Source organism: Steroidobacter sp. (assembly GCF_016790065.1).
Lineage (GTDB): Bacteria > Pseudomonadota > Gammaproteobacteria > Steroidobacterales > Steroidobacteraceae > Steroidobacter.
In genome coordinates this window covers 1-19,288 of the sequence record NZ_JAEUPY010000497.1, presented here as the reverse complement: position 1 = coordinate 19,288, position 19,288 = coordinate 1, and the positions used below count along the sequence as shown (strand labels likewise).

Here is a 19,288-nt window from a genome sequence, read left to right as displayed (position 1 = left end):
TAGGGTGCGCGAGGCGGATCGCCCTTGAATTGAGCCGGGTACCAGATTTGCACCATCAAGTGACGCCGATCCAAGGGATCCGACGTCGTCGCCTCCTCCCTGTCGCGGTCGATCCATAGTTCCTCGAAGGTTCCTGTCTGGAACGGACCCCGCGGTTCGCCGGCAAATACGGCGACGGGAACTCGGTACTCGTCACTGGTTGCCGCAATCCCTGGCGAGACCAGGACTACGACCATGCACAGAGCCAGCCATGGAGCTCGGTTGGTAGCGTCGATCATCGCAGCCTACTCGAGCGCTTCGATCAACGGACCCAGCTGATCGCGATACTGCTCGGCACGACCGAGGGAAGAGGTGTAGATCGGCTGCCGTACTTGCCAGTTGCTGGGCGTCCGGATCGAACGTTTGCTGTCCAGATACGAGGCCCACTCCTCGTTCCAGCCCGCATCCAGAAAATTCAAGACCGCGCGCAGCGTGACCTCGGGCGCACGAGTCATATCCTCGTAGTTCACTTCGAGAATGCGACCGGCGAACAGCTCCGTCCAATGGCTCATCAAACGCGCGTACTGACGATAGTAGTGGCCAATGCCCCTCAGGCTCAAAGACCAGGAGTGATTGTCACCAAACGTCTCGATGAAGCACGACAGCCCAACGTCCAAGGCATTACGTTTGCAATGGATGATCCGCGCACCGGGATAGACATAGGTGATCATTCCCAGTTGAGCGAAGTTGAAGGGCATCTTGTCCGTCACAAACCGTGCTTCACCGCCGGCGTCGCTCAGGATGGCATCGAACTGCGCACGGAGACCTTGCCGATACTGCTCCGAGATCCGCTCATCCCAATGCGGGCTAGGTGTACCAGTGACGTCGTGCAAGGCGCGATTGGCGCGCTCCAGCGCAGTGAAGTATGGAACCTCTCCAGCTGGCTCAATCTGCGGATGCCCAGCGAGCATATGCTCCAGCAGCGTGGTCCCGGAGCGAGGCATGCCGACGATGAAGATCGGTCGCTCCAAGCCAGCGGCAGCAGGCCACATGCGCTCGACCGTCTCGCGACTGTAGGTTTCGATGAGATTGTCGACATATCGCTCATGAGCCAAGCGGTCATACGTGCGTCCGCGCACACGAGCGCCATTCGCTTTCTCAAAACAAGCAAACGCCCGGGCGAATTCACCTCGCGCATCGAAGCACTTTCCTAGCACCTGATAGGCGCGCGAGGTCTCGGCACCCTGAGCGTCGTTCATTGCTTCAACAGTCGCGGTCAGCTGCTCGAGCAACGATTGGGGAGCGTCTTTTCGCAACACCGCTGCCAGACTGATCAACGCCGGCGCATACCCTGGACTCACGGACAACGCCTGCTCATAGGCCAGCTTGGCCGCGCTGAAGTCACCTTCTTGCTCGTAAACGAGACCCATCTCGTGATGGAGCTGGACATTGGTTGGCGCCAGACGCAGCGCGGTTTCGATGAGCTCGCGCCCTTCGCCCCACAGTCCTGGGTGCTTCGACTTGAGATGCATCGAGAACAGGCACCGTGCCAGATCGACATGTACCTCAGGTTCGCTGGGCATCAACCGCAGCGCCTCTCGCAGATGCGGCTCAGCATCTTCCGCCGCACTGAGCTGCAATAAGGCAACTCCGAGCAGGTGGCGAGCACCGGCGTCGGAGGGACTCAGCTCGGCCGCTCTCGCTAGCGCAACGCGCGCAAGATCGTAGTCCTTGCGCTTGTAAAAATACCCACCGAGCTTGCTGCACGAATCGAAGTCCAGAGCAGCAATCCACCGGCCGTCCTTGGCAATCTCGGCCAGCGTCAGGGAGCGATCCATCAGCGTCCACAGCTTGACGAGCGTCGAGCGCACCGGCTGCGATTCGGGGCGCAGCTCCAACGCTCGCAACAACAGTTGCTCCGCAGCCCCGTGGCGCCCGATGAGCAGATTGGCCAACCCCGCGTTATGCATTACGTCGGCGTGCTTCGGGTAATGACGACCGATGTCGGCATACAACTGCAACGCCAAGCGATACTCCGCGCGTGCCTGCAAAGCCAGCGCTCGATGCATCAGAGTGTCTGCTTCAGCGGGTGTCATGAGGATCGCTCTCGATGCGCACTACATCTGCAAACGCATGGAGACGTAGTAAGTCCTGGGCTCGCCGTAATTCACGCCATACGGACTTCCAGACGGCAGCAGATACTCCTCATCGAGCACGTTACCGATGCCAGCGCCGATCTCCAAGCGCGGAGTGAGCGCGTACGAGGCATTCAAATCCACTTTCGTGAACCCCGGTATGTCGTAAGTGGCGAGGAAGCGCGGCACCTGGCTGCTGGAATAGGACACGGCAGCATTCAGATTCAGGCCTTTCAACTGTTTGTTATCGAAAGTGTAGTTGACCAGAAATGACGCCGAGCGCTTCGGCCCGCGTCGCAGCTCCTTGCCGACCAACTCCGGATCGTCCGGCGCCGCGGTGATCTCCGCCTCCACGAAAGCATAGCTCGCTGAAATCGCCAATTGCTCGCTCAATTGACCGACCGCCTCCAATTCATAGCCCTTGCGCTCGCTCTCACCGCCCGCCAGCGAGAAATCCTCGCCAGGCATGTTCGCGGGATCGTCGAAGGCCGTGTTGGATGTCTTCATCAGGAACAGCGACGCGTTGATGCCAAGCGCGCCATTGCGGAAGACGCCTTTAGTGCCCACCTCGTACAGCGTTCCTTTTTCGTTGGTGACGACACCACCGCCGCGCACGCGCGAGAACTGCGGCGTGAAGCCGTCCACATAGGTCAAGTAGCCATTGATGGTAGGCGTGAACGCATACACAGCACCGAGGCGCATCGTGATCTCATCGACCTTGCCGTCGAACTCGACCACGCCGGTGCGCCTGATCGTGCTCTCACGAGTGCCCGTTCCGACCGAGTGACGATCCTCGATCGTGTCGTAGCGCGCGCCCGCCAGAACGCTGAGGCGATCGGAAAGTTGGATCTGCGCCTGCGAGCCGATGTTGTAGTTCGTCATCTCCTCGACGTCCGAATAGCCATAGCAGAAGTTGCCTGACTGAGCTTCGGCTTCCTGGTCGGTGACGAACACACCCTCGAGTTCGGACGTGTCGAAGTCGAAGATATTGACGGTGCCACCGCAATGAGCCGCGAAAGCAAACCAACGCTCACTACGTTGATGACCTGCCAGCACGAACAGCGTGTGTTCGCGCGAAAACGCCTCGAACTTCTTCTGGACCGAAGCCTCGACGGTGAAGAATTCGTTGTCGTCGATCAATACTTGAGTGAGGCTGAGAACCTGCCCATAGTCGGGCGACTGCGGATCGATCGAGACCGGGTACGAGAACGCGTCGGTATAGGCAGTGCGCACTTCGAGATTCGCCGCCGAGTAGCTCGCCACGACGCTGGCTTCGGTCGTGTCGTCGATCACATGCTTGAGCTTCAGCACCGCCGCGCGGATCTCGTTATCCGATTGGTTGATATCGCTGTTGCCGGTGAAAGTGTCGCGCGACAGCAAGTTGTCCTTCGGCAGAACGATGCGACCTGCGGCATCACTGAACACTGGAATCGAGCCGCCTGCTACGTTGCCGCCGTCCTGAAAGTAGCCTGTCGCGGTAATCTGGGTGCTATCCGACACGTCGTACACCACTTCGGGTACGAAGGTGAGCAGGCTGTGGCGTTCGCCGTTACGAAACGAGCCACCATCCTGATAGCCCAGGCCGGCGCGAAATCTCAAATCGCCGCCGTCGGTCAACGGCCCGGTGACATCGGCCGACATGGTGAAATTCTCGTAGGAGCCGTAAGTGACTTCGGTCGAGTAGGACGACTCGCGCTGCGCCTTCTTGGTCACTACGTTGACCATACCGCCGTAGGAAACGACGCCATAGCTGATGGCAGCAGGACCGCGCACGAACTCGATGCGCTCGATGCCCACCGTGTCCAACAGACCCTGAAACGCAAACGTGTAGTCGTTCAGTTTGAAACTACTGAACAGGTCGAGCACCAGGCCGCGGGCTGTGAACAGCGAGCGCGGCTCACCGTACCCATTCAAGCCAACCTCGGCGATGCCAGGAACGAAACGCGAGGCGTCTTCCAGCGAGCGAATGTTGGCGCGACGGAGAAAGTCCTCGGTCATCACCGTGACCGACTGCGGCGTTTCTTCGATCGGGATGTCGAATCGGGCGACGCTGCTGGCATCGCGAGCTCGAAAGAACTCCGGCTGCCCTTCCACCACCACTTCCGCAATGATCGGTTCTTCCGCCTGCCTCGCACCTTCTTGAGCGTAAGCCACGCCCCCTGTCGCTGCCGCAAGAACCGCGCTCACACTGCGGGCGACCATTGAATTCTTCATTGTTTGCATCCTCTCGTTCGAGTTGATCGGACATCCCCGAAAGTGAGAATCGTCCAGTCCCTGGTAAACCGCATCCCCGCGCGGTAAAGCTGACGAACAGCGCCGACTATGGCGACGGCACGGACGCAGGCGCCAGCTTCGGATCGAGCAGCCCAGCCACGCCACGCGCGATTGGGTTCGGATCGGCCAGGTCGCTGTTGGCCAACACGATGATAGCCAGGTCATCCCCCAGATAACGAATGAAGAACGTGGAAAATCCCTGCCAGCCTCCGGAGTGGTACCGCACATCCTGGCCGGCCACGGATTCAAGGAACCAGCCAAACCCGTAAGGATGGGTCGCGCCGCTATTGAGTCTTGCCGGGCGATACACCTCCGCCCACGACTGTGCCGCGAGAATTTTGCCGGCCCGCAACCCCTCGTGCCATTTCACGTAGTCCAGCGCGGTGAGATAGAGCGAGCCGTCTGCTGTTGAATTGCCGGTGGGTGCAACCCAGTCCTGGTTCGAAGTCGCGCCGTTCGGCTTGACCTCATAGCCCGCCGCTCGATTCATCACGATGTCCCGATCGCTAATGACGCGCGCAGTGTGCATGTTCAGCGGCGCGAAGACGCGGCGAGCGAGGATATCGCCGTAGAACTCGCCACTCACTTTGCGGATCAACAACCCCAATAGCACATATCCGGTGTTGCTGTACTCCCAACGATCTCCGGCGGGAAACTCCTGTTTCACTTTATAGATGAGCTGAAGCATCTGCTCGTCTGAATAGTCTCGCCTCGCATCCAGGCCAGGATCGCCGTACAAACCAGACGTGTGATTCAACAGATGCCGAGGCGTAATCGCCGACCAAGCTCGCGGTGCCTGCGGCCAATAGCGCCGGATCGACTCGTCCAGCGACAGCTTGCCATCCTCGACCAGCAGCATCACTACCGTTGCTGTGAACTGCTTGCCCACCGAGCCCGACTGAAAAACGGTCTCCGCGTTGACCGGCACTTTGTGCTCGAGGTTGGCCCAACCGTAACCGCGCACGCGCTCCAACGCTCCCTGCCGGACGATGGCCAGCGACAGTCCCGGAATATGTTGGCGCACCATCTCCGCTTCGACGTAGCTATCGATGGAGTCGGCCCAACTGACTGCCGCGATGCCGGTCAACAGCAGCCCAATCAGAATTCTAGACATGTGAACAACTCCCCCGGTTGGCCCGCGCCAAGCAGGCGCCAGCTCAAATGGAGGCAGTGTTGCTCAAATACAGTAAGGTGACATCCGGGCTGGGTAAGTAGCTTGGGCCCGAGATCATTCACGCCACATGGTTCCAGGCAGCCGGCCATGGAGCCTCGGGGAGCATCCCGTCGCAGTCATTCTCCTGGGATTTTTCTTCTGCTCCCTGATGTGGGTTTGACGACGAGCTTCGTTCTATTGCATCAGGGCGATCTTCTGCGTCGTATTCAGGTACAACGGACACCAAGCGTGTGGACGAGCCTGCAGGATTCCTGTCAGGGCAAGGTTGCCGAGATCAGCAGCGTGACGGCGGTACATAGATCGTGAACGGCGAGCCTTGCAACGTCCCCAGATCCACTACGCCTGTGGATTCAACCGAAACCGGTCTTGCCGGGTTCATGAGCGCACTGTCGCGACGGCTGCGCCGTCCCCTCGAGCAATTTTTCGTGCGGCGGCTAGGCGTGGGACCAGAGATCGACGACCTGGTGCAGGAAGTGTTCGAACGGCTGCTCCGCCAGAAGCGCCTCGATGCCGTCGATCGTCTCGACGGCTATGTGTTCACGGTAGCAGCCAACCTGTTGCGCGATCGGGTACGGAAACATAGCGCGCAAGGTGGGCGCGACGTCGCTCTCGACTGCATTCCTGATCTGAGCGACAACATCACTCCGGAGCGGGTCTTGATTGGGAAAGACTCACTGAACCGATTCCTGGCCGCCATTGCAGAGCTGCCTGAGCGCACACGAAACGTGCTGATGCTCCGCCGCTTCGAAGGGTTGGAGTTCAAGGCCATCGCACTACAACTCGGCATTTCGGTGAGTGCGGTCGAGAAACATATGCTTCGTGCCATGGATGAGTTGTCACGGAGGCTCGATCTCGAATGAACAATCCAAAGTCTCGAGAAGTGATCGAGGCACGCACTCAGCGTACTTTGCAGGCGCTGGATGAAGTTGCGGATCATCCTGTCGTAGCGGCGTGGCGCGACAAGGCGCGTAAGACGCGGGCACCGCGGCGTACGCCCTGGGCGATTGCAGCGACTCTTGCTCTCATGCTCGGCGTGTCAGGATACTGGGCCTTCCAGCAAAACACAGCTCAGCTGCTGACTCGTTCCAGCAGCGCGGTCGTCATGATCGCGGACAACGACTTCAAGACTGTCACTGCCGCTCATGGCGAGCGTCGCCAGTTGCTGCTTGCCGACGGCAGCCGTGTCACGTTGAACACCTCCAGCCGTATCGAACTGGACTATCGCGGCAAGCTCAGGGTTGCGCGCTTGTTGGCGGGAGAGGCAATGTTCGAAGTCGCCAAAGATCCGCAGCGTCCATTCATCGTGACTGCCGCCGATCGGCAAGTGGTTGCGCTGGGCACAGCGTTCAACGTGCGACTGAACGGCCCCGCGCTGCAAGTCACTCTGGTCGAGGGCAGCGTTGCGGTCGGCGAGGTGGTACTCAAGCCGGGTGAGCAGTTGATCGCATCCGCACAGCGAGTTCCCGTGGTTCGCACCGTCGATGTCACGAGCGCTATCAGTTGGCAGAATGGCTGGCTCGTGCTCCATCGCGACACAGTGCGTGAGGCAATCAAGGAAGTCAGCCGTTATACGGATAAGCAGATCGTCTGCGACGATCCGCGGCTACTGGACCTGCGCATCAGCGGCACGTTCCGCACCGGTGAGGTCGAGGGCTTTCTCAATGCGCTGACGGCGATTCATCCTCTGACCGTGGAGCAGGCACGCTCCGGCGAATTGCAACTGGTATGGCGCGAATGATTACGCGACGCAGATTCTGCACCTATTGATGTGGATCTGGTCACAGGATTCGTTCTTTCCCTTGAACGCTGACCGCAGCGCGGTTTGAAAAATTAAGGGAGAACAATATGACCTTTCGCCTCGATCTACGCCTGCTCACCGGCTGCCTCATCCTGACGTTGTCACAGGCCATTGGCGCGCAGTCTGGTGAAAAGATCGTTTACGACATTCCCGCGCAATCGCTGGAGAGCGCGTTGACGCAATTTGCAGTCCAAAGCAAGCGTCAACTAGCCTTCGATCCGGAGACCGTTCCTTCGCACACGGCCCCTAGCCTGGTCGGCGCATACACTGCGCTGGAGGCGCTCAGCTTATTGATCAGCAACAGCGGGCTGAGCTACAGCGTCGATAGCAAGAACACCATCATCGTGCGACGCAGCCCCATTGCCGCGACCGGCAGCAAGCTGCGCCTCGCTCAAGTCAATAACCAACTCAACGGCGACAGCAACTCCGACCAGGCCGCCGCAGTGTCGCGACAACAGCCCATCGAAGAAGTCATCGTGGTCGAGTCGAGCAAGATGGGCACATCAGTGGCGCGGACTCCACAATCCATCTCGATGCTGTCCGCCGTCGATATGCAGATGCGAGGTGCACTGAGCATCTCGGATGCGTTGCGCTATGTGCCCGGCACCGTTGCCAACTTCAACGGATTCGACGGGCGCGCAATGTACGATTGGGTGCTGCTGCGAGGCTTCAATGCATCCTCCAGCGGCAACTATCGCGATGGCCTGCGGCAAAGCTCTGGCTGGTTCGCCGCGCCGGTGACCGAGACCTACAACATCGAGCGGCTGGAAATCCTGCGGGGCCCCTCCTCCTCGTTGTTCGGCCAAAGCGATGCCGGCGGCATCATCAATCGCATCAGCAAACGTCCCGATCCGAACGCCCCCACCGAGTTGGTGGCGGAGTTCGGCACCTACGAGCGCAAGAAACTCAGCGCAGATTTCGGCGCGGCGCTGACCAAAGACGAAACGCTGCGCTATCGCGTGGTGACCACCGGTCTCGACACGGAAACGCAGCTCCAATATCCCAATGGCGAACGCTCCACCAGTCGCGCTTTCTTTATCGCGCCGTCGTTGTTGTGGAAGCCCTCCGAGAACACCTCTTTGCTGTTGCTGACGGACTATCGAACCAATCGCCTGACGGGCGACTCGTATAGCCCGCCGGCACTCGACGGCAGCTACTCCGGCGTGATGGTCGGCGACCCGGATTACGGTCGCTACCAACTCAGGCAGGGTTCGGCCGGCTATCGGCTCGAACACGGGTTCAACGACACCTGGGTGTTGCGTCAGAACTTCCGCTTTTTCCACGCCAGCGCCGAAGTCGACGATATCTATGACGGCGGCTTTCAGGCCGACGGCCATACCATGAATCGCTCCGCGATCAGGTCGGACGATTGGTTCGATCAGACGCTGCTCGATACCCAGCTGCAGGGAACCTTCAGTGGCGACACCATCGATCAGACGCTGTTGTTCGGCGTCGACGCCAGCAGCTTGCATTCGAACGTTCACTATTACACCGGCGCAGCGCCCAGCATCGATTATCTGAATCCGATTTACGGCCAACCGGTCGAGATCGCCACGTCGCTGCTACTGGACCGCACCGGCAAGTCGCAACTTGCAGGCTTGTATGTCCAGCACCAGGCGCGCTTCGATGAGCGTTGGATCGTCACGCTCGGCTCGCGCTACGACTGGGCCAGGGTGACGACAGACAACAATCGGACTTCGACCAGCACGCGACAGCGCGACGAGGCGTTCAGCGCTCGAGCAGGCGTGAGCTACGTGATGGCGAATGGACTGACGCCGTATTTGAGCTACGCCCAATCGTTTCTACCGCAGAGTGGCGTGGACTTCGCCGGCACGCCGTTCGAGCCAACCCGCGGCACTCAGTATGAAGTGGGCGTCAAGTATCAACCCGCGGGCTTCCGCGGACTGTTGACCGCCGCGCTGTTCGATATCAGCAAAACAAATGTCACGACCGGCGATCCGGAGCACTACGGTTACCGCTATACCAAGGGCGAATTGCGCTCGCGCGGCGTCGAACTCGAAGGACGCATCGAACTGTTGTCGCACCTCGATCTTGCCGCGAGCTATACCTACCTCGATGTCGAAGTGGCCAAGAGCACGCTCGGCGATGAAGGCAAGGTGCCGGTGGATATTCCCTCCAACATGGCCAGCCTGTGGCTGAACTACAGCGGCTTCTCTCAAGCCTTGGACGGGCTCAACGTCGGCGGCGGCGTGCGCTACGTCGACCGCCGTTTCGACAATGCCTTGAACACGCAATCCAGCGCTGGCTACACCCTGGTCGACGCCACCGTGCAGTATGGGCACGGCGCCTGGCAGTACGCCTTGAACGCCGTCAATCTGTTCGACAAGCATTACATCCAATCGCGCAACGGCGGCTACTACTACCTGGGCTACGACCGTACCTTCAACTTAGCCATCAAATATCGTTGGTAATCGGCCGGCAGCACCGCTCGTGCCACGCTGGATTCTTGCGACTGCCGCCTGCGTACTCCTCAGTGCGGCAGTCTCAGCACAGACGCGCTACACCGTACTCATCATGGGGAAGCCTGCCGGGACGCAGACTTCTCTGGTGAAGCCTGACGGCGAGCGTGAGTTCAGCTTCGAGTACAGCCTGCGAGGCTACGGGCCGAAGCTGCTATCGCGAGTGCGGACCGATGCGTTCGGGCTGCCGGTGTCGATCGAAACATCCGGCAGCAACTACTTAAAGATGCCGGTGCAGGAGCGTTTCAGCATCGCCGATGGCACGGCGCGCTGGAAGAATGGCGAGCAGGTCGGCGAGCGGCGCGAGTCGAATCGCTACTACTACCTCAGCGCACAGGCGGTGCCCGAGGACTTGGCGCTGTTGGCGAATGCGCTGTTAAAGACGCCGGAGGGACGACTTGCCTTGCTGCCCGAAGGGCAGGCAAGCATCCGGCGCACGGGGGAAGCACAGTTACACAACGGCACTGCGACTCGCTCTGTGATCTCCTATGAGGTGACGGGACTCGACTTCGCGCCGAGCACTGTCTGGTTGGACACGGATCGCACTTTCTTCGCCAGCACCAGCGGCTGGCTTGCCGTCGTCCGCTCGGGGTGGGAATCCAGCTTACCGGAATTGGCGTCGAGACAGGAATTGCAAGAGGCGCAGCGAAGTCGCGAGCTGGCGCGCCAGTTGATTCGGCAACCCTCCGGACCGCTTGCGATCATCAACGCCAATCTGTTCGATGCGCACACCGGACGATCAACACCGGGCACGACCATTCTGCTGGCGGGCAATCGCATCCAGGCTATTGGGCCGGACGGCGCACTGGTCATCCCACCGAACGCACAGAGAATCGATGCAGCGGGTCGCGCCGCGGTTCCTGGCCTTTGGGACATGCACACCCACATCGCTGCCCGCGACGGCGTTTTGCACATGGCCGCGGGCGTAACCAGTGTTCGCGATCTCGGCAACGACAGCGACTCACTGTTGGCGACGAAGAAACAGATCGACGCGGGCGAGCTGATCGGGCCGCGTATCGTGATGGCCGGCTTCATCGACGGCCGCGGACCGTACGTGGGTCCCACCAAAGTGTTCGCCGATACGCCGGTGGAAGCACAGGCCGCCGTCGAACGCTACGCTCAGCTCGGATACGACGGCATCAAGATCTACAGTTCGATCAAACCAGAACTGGTTCCGACAATCATCCAGCTCGCCCATGCCAAAGGCATGCGCGTCGGCGGTCATGTGCCTGCGTTCATGAACGCGCGACAGTTCATCGAGGCCGGTGCCGATGAACTGCAGCACATCAACTTCGTATTCCTGAACTTCTTCTTCGATTCGGTGAAAGACACGCGCACGCCGGTGCGTTTTACCGCCGTCGCGGAACGCGCAGCGATGCTGGACCTCAATTCCGAGCCGGTGCGCTCCTTCGTGAGGCTGCTGCGTGAGCGGCACACCGTCGTCGATCCGACGGCAAACGTTTACGAAGCGGCATTCACCGATCGGCCTGGCGCCGTACCCCGAAGGTACGCCGCCGTCGCCGACCAGTTACCACCGCAAGTTCGTCGCGGCCTGCTCGAGGGTGGATTCCCTGTGCCTGCCGGCAAGGACCAACGTTATCGCGATTCCTCGCAGGCGCTGTTGCGAATGATCAAGCTGCTGTACGACTCAGGCGTCACTGTGGTCGCCGGGTCGGATGCGCTCGCCGGCTTTGCGTTACATCGCGAGCTGGAACTGTACGTCGAAGCGGGCATCCCGGCGCGAGAGGTACTGCGTATCGCGACGATCGGCGCCGCGCGAGTGGCGAAACGCGATGACGAACTGGGTTCGATCGCGCCCGGCAAGCTCGCCGACCTGCTGCTCGTGGACGGCGATCCCGCTCAACGCATCGGCGATCTACGCCGCACCTGGCTAGTCATTAAAAATGGCTCGATGCTGCAACCCGAGCAACTGTATCGAAGCGTCGGAGTCGGCACCGATGCAGCCAGCGCTATCGACATCGAACAACGTCAATGAAAGGGGAATGCCAGTGGCCATGAGTCGTCGAGAAGTGTTGCAGGCGGGGATGGTCACTGCAGCGGCGCCCGGTTTTTTCGTCGCACAGTCTCATGCCGAGAACACCGTCAGTGCCTACGCCAAAGTGTTCCCATTGCTCGATGCCTATGTCGAACAATACATGCGAGATATGAATACGCCGGGCATGACGCTGGTACTCACGGCGCGCGAAGGCATCCAGCGCGTGGTGACTTATGGATTCGGGGACATCGAACGTCGCCTGCCGATCCGGCCAGAGGAATTGTTTCATATCGGCTCGATCAGCAAATCGTTCACCGCCCTCTGCCTGTTGCAGTTACATGATGAAGGACGCCTGGACCTGCACCGGCCCATTGTCGAGTATCTCCCGTGGTTTCGCATCGATTCGGCGTTTGCGCCGGTAACCGCGCATCACTTGTTGACGCATTCATCCGGGCTGCCGGCATACACCGAAGTCTTTCCTTCCGATCCGCTGCAGAAGCATCGAGCTGCTCATGCGCCGGGGGAGCACTATCACTACAACAACATGGCATTCCTGGTGTTGGGACATCTGGCGTGGAGCCTGGACGGAAGAGAGATGCCGGAACTACTGCGCAAACGCATATTCGAACCGCTCGGCATGACACAAAGCGAGCCTGTGATCACACTGGATACGCGCGACCGGATGGTGAAGAGCTATGCCGCCTTTCAGCGTGACCGCCCACTATCGCGCCACGGGCGGCTGTGCGAAGCGCCGGCGATCATCTATACCGGTGCCGCCGGCAGCATCGCTTCCACGCCGCGTGACATGGGACTGTATCTGCAGATGCTCGCCAATCACGGCGTCGGGCCGAAGCAACGGCTGCTGTCGGAGCGAAGCTTCGAGTTGTTCGCGAGTTCATACATCGCGGCCAAGAAGTTCGCGCCTGGCTCGACGTATGGCTATGGCATTGCCATCGAACACGTCGAGGGCCACAAGGTATTGCATCATTTGGGCGGGATGCCGTCGTTCAGTTCGGCGATGCGCGTCGATATCGATGCGGGCGTGGGTGCGTTCGGATCGATCAATGCGCTGCAGGGTGCTTATCCAACGCCGGTGGTGGAATTCGCGACCAGACTCATGCGTGCACAGCGTGAAGGCAAGGCGCTGCCACGAGTTCCATCCCCTGTCGCACCCCCAACCCACATTGATAATGCCGCCGACTACGCGGGCAGCTTTAAATCAGGTAACGGCCGCGAACTCCAGTTCGTGGCGCAGGGCCAGAGCCTGATTCTGCTGCATGCCGGAAGTCAAGTACGACTGGAGAAGAGCGCGACGCCGGATCGCTTCATCGTGCCCCACAAAGACTTCTCCAGATTCATGTTGGTGTTCGGCCGCAAACAGCCCGGCGAACCCAACAGCGCCATCGTCGAGGTCATTTGGGGCGGCGATTGGTATGTGAACTCGGCGTACCAGGGGCCGCTCGAATTCAATCATCCGCGGGAATGGGCCAGCTACGTCGGTCACTACATCGGCAGCATGACCGACTCCAGTCTGCGTATCGTGTTGCGCCAGGGGCGCCTTTGGCTGGCAGGTGTGACACCTCTGGAGCCTGTGGGAGAATTGTTTTATCTGCGAGAGGAAGCGCACAGCCCCGAGTGGGTGCGCTTCGGCGAAGTCGTCAATGGCCGCTGCATGCGGTTGAAGCTCTCCGGTTCGGACTGCTGGCGGGCCATCGATGAATAAGCCTTCGGTTCCGGGCAAGTTGCAAACCTAGCTGGCAGCGGTGCTGATCTCACGTCGTTATTCCGAAACCCGCTCGAACCGCAGGCCGCGCAGCCCGATCATCTGCAGCGTCACCCAGTCGGGCGGACCGTCGGCGGGTACCGCGATTGCGCCCCGCCCCGCCGTCAACTCGCCTTTCTCGCCGGGCACCAGCGGCAACGTCATGCCCATCAACTGCGTCGACAGCTTGCCGTCCTCGAAAATCACGCGCAGTTGTGATCCGTTCTCGCCGTTGCGGTAGAGCCCGGCCCAGCGCCCGAGGTCCGCCGGCATCCACGGCGTGACCCGCCGGTACTCATCGAAATCCCCGGCGAACTCGATCGACAGCCGGTCACGGCCGAACGACAGGTACACCGGAAACGATTGCAGCGGCTCGGTCCTATAGACGCCGGGCGCGAACAGTTGCGGCGTCAACGGCGTGCCGCGATGGCGTAGCTTCAAGTCGCCTGCCGGGTTGCGCTCGAGCGTCAGATATTCGCCGTAGGCCGTGTTCCGATACAGGCCCGCAGCGGCTTGTGAGATGTCGAGACGCTCCGGCTCCGCCTGCAGCCTGACGATTTCGCTTGCCTCCTCCTTCGGCAGCATCACCTTGCGCAGATAGGCCTCGGCCACGGCTTCTGCACGCACGGCGGCGGCCGCATCGCTGCGGTTACAGAGCACCGTCACGGCGAACCGCTGATCAGGAAACATCAGCAGCGAATGTCGAAAGCCCTTCGCCGAACCGCCGTGCCGCAAGAGCGTGAGTCCACGATACTTCGACTTCGTCAGGCCCGCGGCATACGCAATCGGCTTGCCGTCCGCTAGTGCGCCAACCTCCGCCATGCGTTGAATCAGCGCTTTGCCGCCGACACGCGCGGTCCAATAGTTCTCCATCCATTTCGACAGATCGGTGATCGAGGTCCGCACGTCGCCAGCACCGGTGACGGAGACGAAGAACATCTCTGCCGCCGGCGTCGCCTTGCCGCCCGACACCATATAACTGTTGGCCATGCGTTCGGACGGCAGCGCGGGGTTCACTCCGACTGAGGTACTGCGCATGCCGAGCGGGCCGAAGACGTTCGCGGCCAGGAATTTCCCGAAGGGCTGGCCACTCGCCCGCTCCACCACTTGCGACAACAGGAAGTAGCCGGTGTTGCTGTACATGTACTCGGTGCCGGGCGCAGTCTCTGCCGCTTTCTGTCGAGCCAGCAGCGCGATGGTCTGCTGTTCGCTCAACGCCGCGGTCAGCGCAGGCTGCTGGATGCGAGACAGAGAAACGTAATCACGCAGGCCACCCGTGTGATGCATCAGATGTCGCACAGTCACGAGCTGCGCATACTCGCCCAACGCCGGCACGAATTTTCGAATCGAATCGTCCAGCGACAATCGGCCCTGTCGCTCCAGTAGCAGCACCGCAAACGCAGTGAACTGCTTGGACAGCGACGCTGCATCGAACACCGTGTCCGCGTCGATGCGACGGCCGCTCGCAACATCGGCCATGCCGAAGCCGTCGACGAACGGCCGCTTGCCGTCCTGCCAGGTGCCGACAGCACAGCCCGCCCCTGCCGCGTCGAGATCCACGAACGCCGCGGCTGCATCCAGTGCTGCCGGTGTCGCACTGTGCAGGATGCGATCATCGGGCAGAGCGATGGATTGGAATCCAGCGTCGGCGCGAATCTGCGCCGACGTGAATGGAAAACGATACAGCTGGCTGCGAGAGAACAGCTCCACCTGTGACGAATAGAACGGCGACGCTTCGTCCACCGACTGGTCGTAAGTCAGCAGCCCCTTCACCACCGGCCCCTGGTCGTCGAAGGTGACGATCTGCAAATAGCTGGTGCCGTGGACGATGTTGTATCCGTCCTGGTTCAGCGGCTCGGTGCGGATGGCATTCAACACGCCGAGACCGCCGTCGCCGCCTGGAATGGCGATCTTCCGACCGTTGCGCGTCACCGTCTGCACCTGGCTCAGCGGCGCATCCAAGGCGATGCCCTTCTCGCCGAGCAAATTGACCGCTTCGCCCAGTGCGACCAACAGTTGCTTTGCGACCTCCGCATTGCCGATGTTCAACTGACGCGGCGTGTTGACGGGATCTGCAGCGTCGAACGGCACTGCGTACAGGTTTTCGATCTTCTCTGCTTTGGCCCAGAACTCGCGGAACAGCGCGACACCGCGACTCTCGGGATCGTCCTTACGATTCCACGCCGCCAGCACCTTGCACGCCGGAGCGAGATCGACAGCCTTACCGGCGACCGTGGTCATCGCACTCTTCCCGCAAAGCTGCAGCAAGTCATCTAGCGTCAGTAACGCCGCATAGTTGCGGTTGGAGAACAGTATCGACTCGACCGTGGCCGGCGAAACCTTGTTGCCCGGCAATCCGTCACTACCGGCGAGCCGGCGTTCGATGTCGAACAACTGCATGCGCGAACGAAAGCCCTGCTCGATCGCGCCGCGCCCATTGAGCGGCGACTGCGCTTGCAGTCGCGACTTGGCATTCACCAACCAGTAGGTGTCGTTGGCATTGGCGACATAGTCGGAGCGCGTGGTCGTGGGCATCTGTGCAGCGGCGATAATGCCTTGCCCAGGCACTCGCGGCTGGCGAGTCCAGTTACAACGCTCACGAGTACCGTCGAGCACGAAGATGCCTTCGGCATCGGCCAAGGCGGCGGCAGCAGCCGATGGCTTGCACTCATCAAGCATCGCTTGCGAGACGTTCGGTATGCGGGAGAAGTCGGCATACAGCGCATCGCCGTTGCGATCGGTTGCCAGCGTGTTGATCCAGGGCAAACCGGACTTCGCACCCGCTGCCGCGCGCAGCTCAGCAACGTTGCGAGCCTTGGCCATGTTCAGCCAAGTATCGATGGCATCAGTGTTCAGACGATTCACGTCGCCGAGCGCATAAGCTGTGGTCGCGGTCCACTTCAAACCGTTGGACGGCACGATCAACACCGGACCGAACACCGTGTCATAGAACGTATGCTCGCGCGTGCCAAGCTTGCCGTCTTCGCCTTTCACTTCCACCGAGACTCGCACCGGCGTCATCGCGAGCGTGCCACCGTCGACGCGATAACGTAGCGGATCGGTTGCATCCAGTGACAGCTCGAACAGCGTGAAGCGCTTGGCGTAGGACACAGTGTGTGTCCAGGCAACGTCCTTATTGAATCCCATCCCCACCACCGGCAGCGGCGGAATGGTCGCGCCCATCACGTCGAGCTCGCCGGGAATGGTCAGGTGGATCTGATAGAAACGGTTCTCGCCGCGCCAGGGAAAATGCGGGTTGCCCAGCAGCAGCCCGCGACCGTTGTCGGTGACATCGCGGCCGAAGGCCCAGCCGTTGCTGCCGATCTGCGGCACTTCGATCTCACTGAACGCCGGTACGCTGCTCTCGTGCAACCCGGCTGTCTTCGCAACCGGCGGTGTCGCAGCGACCAGCGCATCGGCCAAACCGTAAGCACTGGTGAGCACGACCTTCTCGGAGATGACCCGATACATGTCGTCGAGCGTGATCGGCCGCACCCACGCAGCGTCGCGACACTCGACTGGCCGCTTCGCCGGTGGCGTCGTCGCGAGATAGCTGTTGTAACCCGCCACATAGCCACGTAGCAGATCTTTGACCGGCGTCGACATCTGCTCAAAGCGCGCTCGCACCTGGTCGTCGATGCGATAGTAGTACCGTGAATAGAAATCTTTTCGCAGGTTGGCGCCGCCCGCGCCGGCACCGAAATATTTCGATTGCTCGCCGTTCACCGTGACGAAGTATCTGGCCATCAGGCACACGTTGTCGGTAGCGTGCGCGAAACCAAAGCCATAGCCGAGGCCAGCATAGTCGTGCGACTTCACATGCACGACGCCATGCTGAGTGCGCGTGAGTTCGACGGCCGGCGTCGCCGCTGCCGCCATCGAAGTCAGCCCATGACAAACCACAGCGACGAGCAGCGCCCGCATCTTCCAGCGATTCCCCGACATCGAATGACTCCTTCGAGCTCTCGTCAGTTCTTCTTCACCGGCTTCATGGCGCCACCGAACAGCACCCAGCCCGGATCGAAGGACGTAATGCGGCCGAGCGGATCGACCTGGAACGTCGCCAGAAAATCCATCAGCTCCACGCCGCCCGAGGTCACGTGCATCCGAAAGGTGTCGCGATGCCAATGCTCCAATGGCCACTCGAACACGCCCGGCAAGCGCAGCGCCAGCCGGTCGCCAGAGCGAACTACTTCGACCTTGCCGAACGCCTCGCTCTCGTACTCACCGCCATACGACGCGAGCGGCAGCGACGGCGGCTGTTTCTTCGGACGCGCACTTTGCAGCTGCCGCTCTCGATCCTGTTTCGCCATCGGATCGTAGGCATCGAACGTGCGGCGCAGGTCGGCGCTCCAGTTGCGCGGCTCCACACCCAGAAATTCGTCAACGACACGCAGCGTCACGGCGGGATTGAACAACCCACGACCGCCGGTCCCGTAACTGTTCGTCAGCACCACCACCGCGAGCTGTCGCTCGGGCAGGAAAGCGATCGTCGACATCGCACCGAGCAGAGCACCGCCATGATTGATGTAGCGATAACCCCGGTACGTGTTGACGAACCAGCCGAGCGCATACGCCGGCCGGTAGGACACCGCATCGTTGCCAGGCACTGCCTGCCGCACCGTGCGCCAGGTGATCTCGGAAGATGCCGACGACGGCCGGTCGACAAAAATCTGTGCGGTGTGCAGCTCACGCAGGGTCTGCTCACGCAGCAACGGCGTGCCGTTCGCGGTGCGACCGTCGCCCATGTTGAAACGCGTCCAGGTCAGCAGGTCGTGCAGATTCGAGACCATCGAACCAGATGCGCCGCCGCCACCGGGCAACAAGATCTGCCACGGCAGCGGCTTGTTGCCGTCCTTGGTCAGCCAGTGCGGCATGGTCACGTTCGCTTGCGGCGCGTTGTCGATGCTGGCGCGAATAGCCGGCGCCTGTCCGTACATCGACGGCGCGAGATATTTGGAATCCCAGATGCGAGCCGCGACCACGTCGGGACTGCTCTCCCGCAGTTGCAGCGGCGCGAGCAAGCGCTGCGCGATGAAGTCGTCCCAGCTCATGCCAGAGACCGCTGCAATCACCTGCCCCGCGACGTCGTACATCGAGTTGCTATAGAGCACCGAGCTGCGGAACGGAATGTTCGAGGTCATCGTGCTGACCTCTTTCATCCGGCGCGCGGGATCGCCGGGCTTCATCACGTGCGTGCCGCCTTCGAGGCCGGTGCGATGAGCGATGAGATCGCGAACCGTGATGTTTCTTGTGAGCCAGGGATCGGCCACCATGAAAGTCGGCAGATGCTTCACCACCGGATCGTCCCAGGCGAGCTTGCCTTCATCGACCAGCAAGCCGACGGCCGCGGCGGTGAACGCTTTGGTCAGCGATCCGATCTGGAACAGCGAGTGCTCATCTACGCGGGCTGCCTTGCCTGCTTCCCGCTCGCCAAATCCTTTGACGTAGATCACCTCACCGTTGCGAATCACACCAATCGCAGCGCCCGGTATCTGCCAGTCCTGCCGCGCCTGCTCGATGTATCGATCCAGCGCCGCGAACGATTGCTGATCGTCGGCGACAGCAACGGTCGCCGCCATGACTGCAACGGCTGCTGCAAAGAGCCGGCGAACCGCCATCCGTAAATTCATAGTCTTTGTTTATCTCTAATGTTTCCCGTTGCTTCCTTTATGGCTGCCGCGGCGGTT

10 protein-coding genes and 1 pseudogene are annotated in these 19,288 nt (G+C 60.9%); 5 read left to right on the top strand and 6 right to left on the bottom strand.

Going from position 1 to position 19,288, the window contains the following annotated elements; all coding sequences use genetic code 11:
* From JNL55_RS20620 to JNL55_RS20605, 4 genes and pseudogenes are all read right to left on the bottom strand, one after another.
* Positions 1–236: pseudogene (locus JNL55_RS20620) on the bottom strand (carboxylic ester hydrolase); the annotation flags it as partial.
* 48 nt (positions 237–284) lie between these two features.
* Positions 285–2,048, bottom strand: a complete 1,764-nt coding sequence (locus tag JNL55_RS20615) for a tetratricopeptide repeat-containing sulfotransferase family protein (protein ID WP_293858132.1) — start codon at positions 2,046–2,048, stop codon at positions 285–287.
* A 48-nt stretch (positions 2,049–2,096) separates the two neighbouring features.
* On the bottom strand, positions 2,097–4,328 hold the full coding sequence (locus JNL55_RS20610) for a TonB-dependent siderophore receptor (protein ID WP_293858129.1): 2,232 nt from the start codon (positions 4,326–4,328) through the stop codon (positions 2,097–2,099).
* A gap of 106 nt (positions 4,329–4,434) precedes the next feature.
* Entirely contained in the window at positions 4,435–5,502 is a 1,068-nt protein-coding gene (locus tag JNL55_RS20605; protein WP_293858126.1) for a serine hydrolase domain-containing protein, read from the bottom strand.
* Positions 5,503–5,939: 437 nt separating this feature from the next.
* Here JNL55_RS20605 and JNL55_RS20600 point away from each other — a divergent pair, with 437 nt between their 5' ends.
* From JNL55_RS20600 to JNL55_RS20580, 5 genes are all read left to right on the top strand, one after another.
* Positions 5,940–6,422, top strand: a complete 483-nt coding sequence (locus JNL55_RS20600) for an RNA polymerase sigma factor (protein ID WP_293858124.1) — start codon at positions 5,940–5,942, stop codon at positions 6,420–6,422.
* Positions 6,419–7,300, top strand: coding sequence for a FecR family protein (locus JNL55_RS20595; RefSeq protein ID WP_293858122.1), 882 nt, complete (start codon positions 6,419–6,421; stop codon positions 7,298–7,300). The genes JNL55_RS20600 and JNL55_RS20595 overlap by 4 nt, the downstream gene beginning before the upstream one ends.
* A 107-nt stretch (positions 7,301–7,407) precedes the next feature.
* On the top strand, positions 7,408–9,792 hold the full coding sequence (locus tag JNL55_RS20590) for a TonB-dependent siderophore receptor (RefSeq protein ID WP_293858120.1): 2,385 nt from the start codon (positions 7,408–7,410) through the stop codon (positions 9,790–9,792).
* 103 nt (positions 9,793–9,895) lie between these two features.
* A complete protein-coding gene (locus tag JNL55_RS20585; protein WP_293858118.1) occupies positions 9,896–11,836 on the top strand; it encodes an amidohydrolase family protein in 1,941 nt (646 codons plus the stop codon).
* Positions 11,837–11,855: 19 nt separating this feature from the next.
* The gene (locus tag JNL55_RS20580; RefSeq protein WP_293858115.1) at positions 11,856–13,559 is read left to right on the top strand and encodes a serine hydrolase domain-containing protein; all 1,704 of its coding nucleotides are present in this window, start codon (positions 11,856–11,858) and stop codon (positions 13,557–13,559) included.
* A 57-nt stretch (positions 13,560–13,616) separates the two neighbouring features.
* Here the strand turns inward: JNL55_RS20580 and JNL55_RS20575 are convergent, their stop codons facing one another.
* Both JNL55_RS20575 and JNL55_RS20570 read right to left on the bottom strand, forming a co-directional pair.
* Positions 13,617–17,543, bottom strand: a complete 3,927-nt coding sequence (locus tag JNL55_RS20575) for a penicillin acylase family protein (protein WP_293858112.1) — start codon at positions 17,541–17,543, stop codon at positions 13,617–13,619.
* A 23-nt stretch (positions 17,544–17,566) separates the two neighbouring features.
* Positions 17,567–19,180, bottom strand: a complete 1,614-nt coding sequence (locus JNL55_RS20570) for a serine hydrolase (RefSeq protein WP_293858109.1) — start codon at positions 19,178–19,180, stop codon at positions 17,567–17,569.
* Between the last annotated feature and the right edge of the window lie 108 nt (positions 19,181–19,288).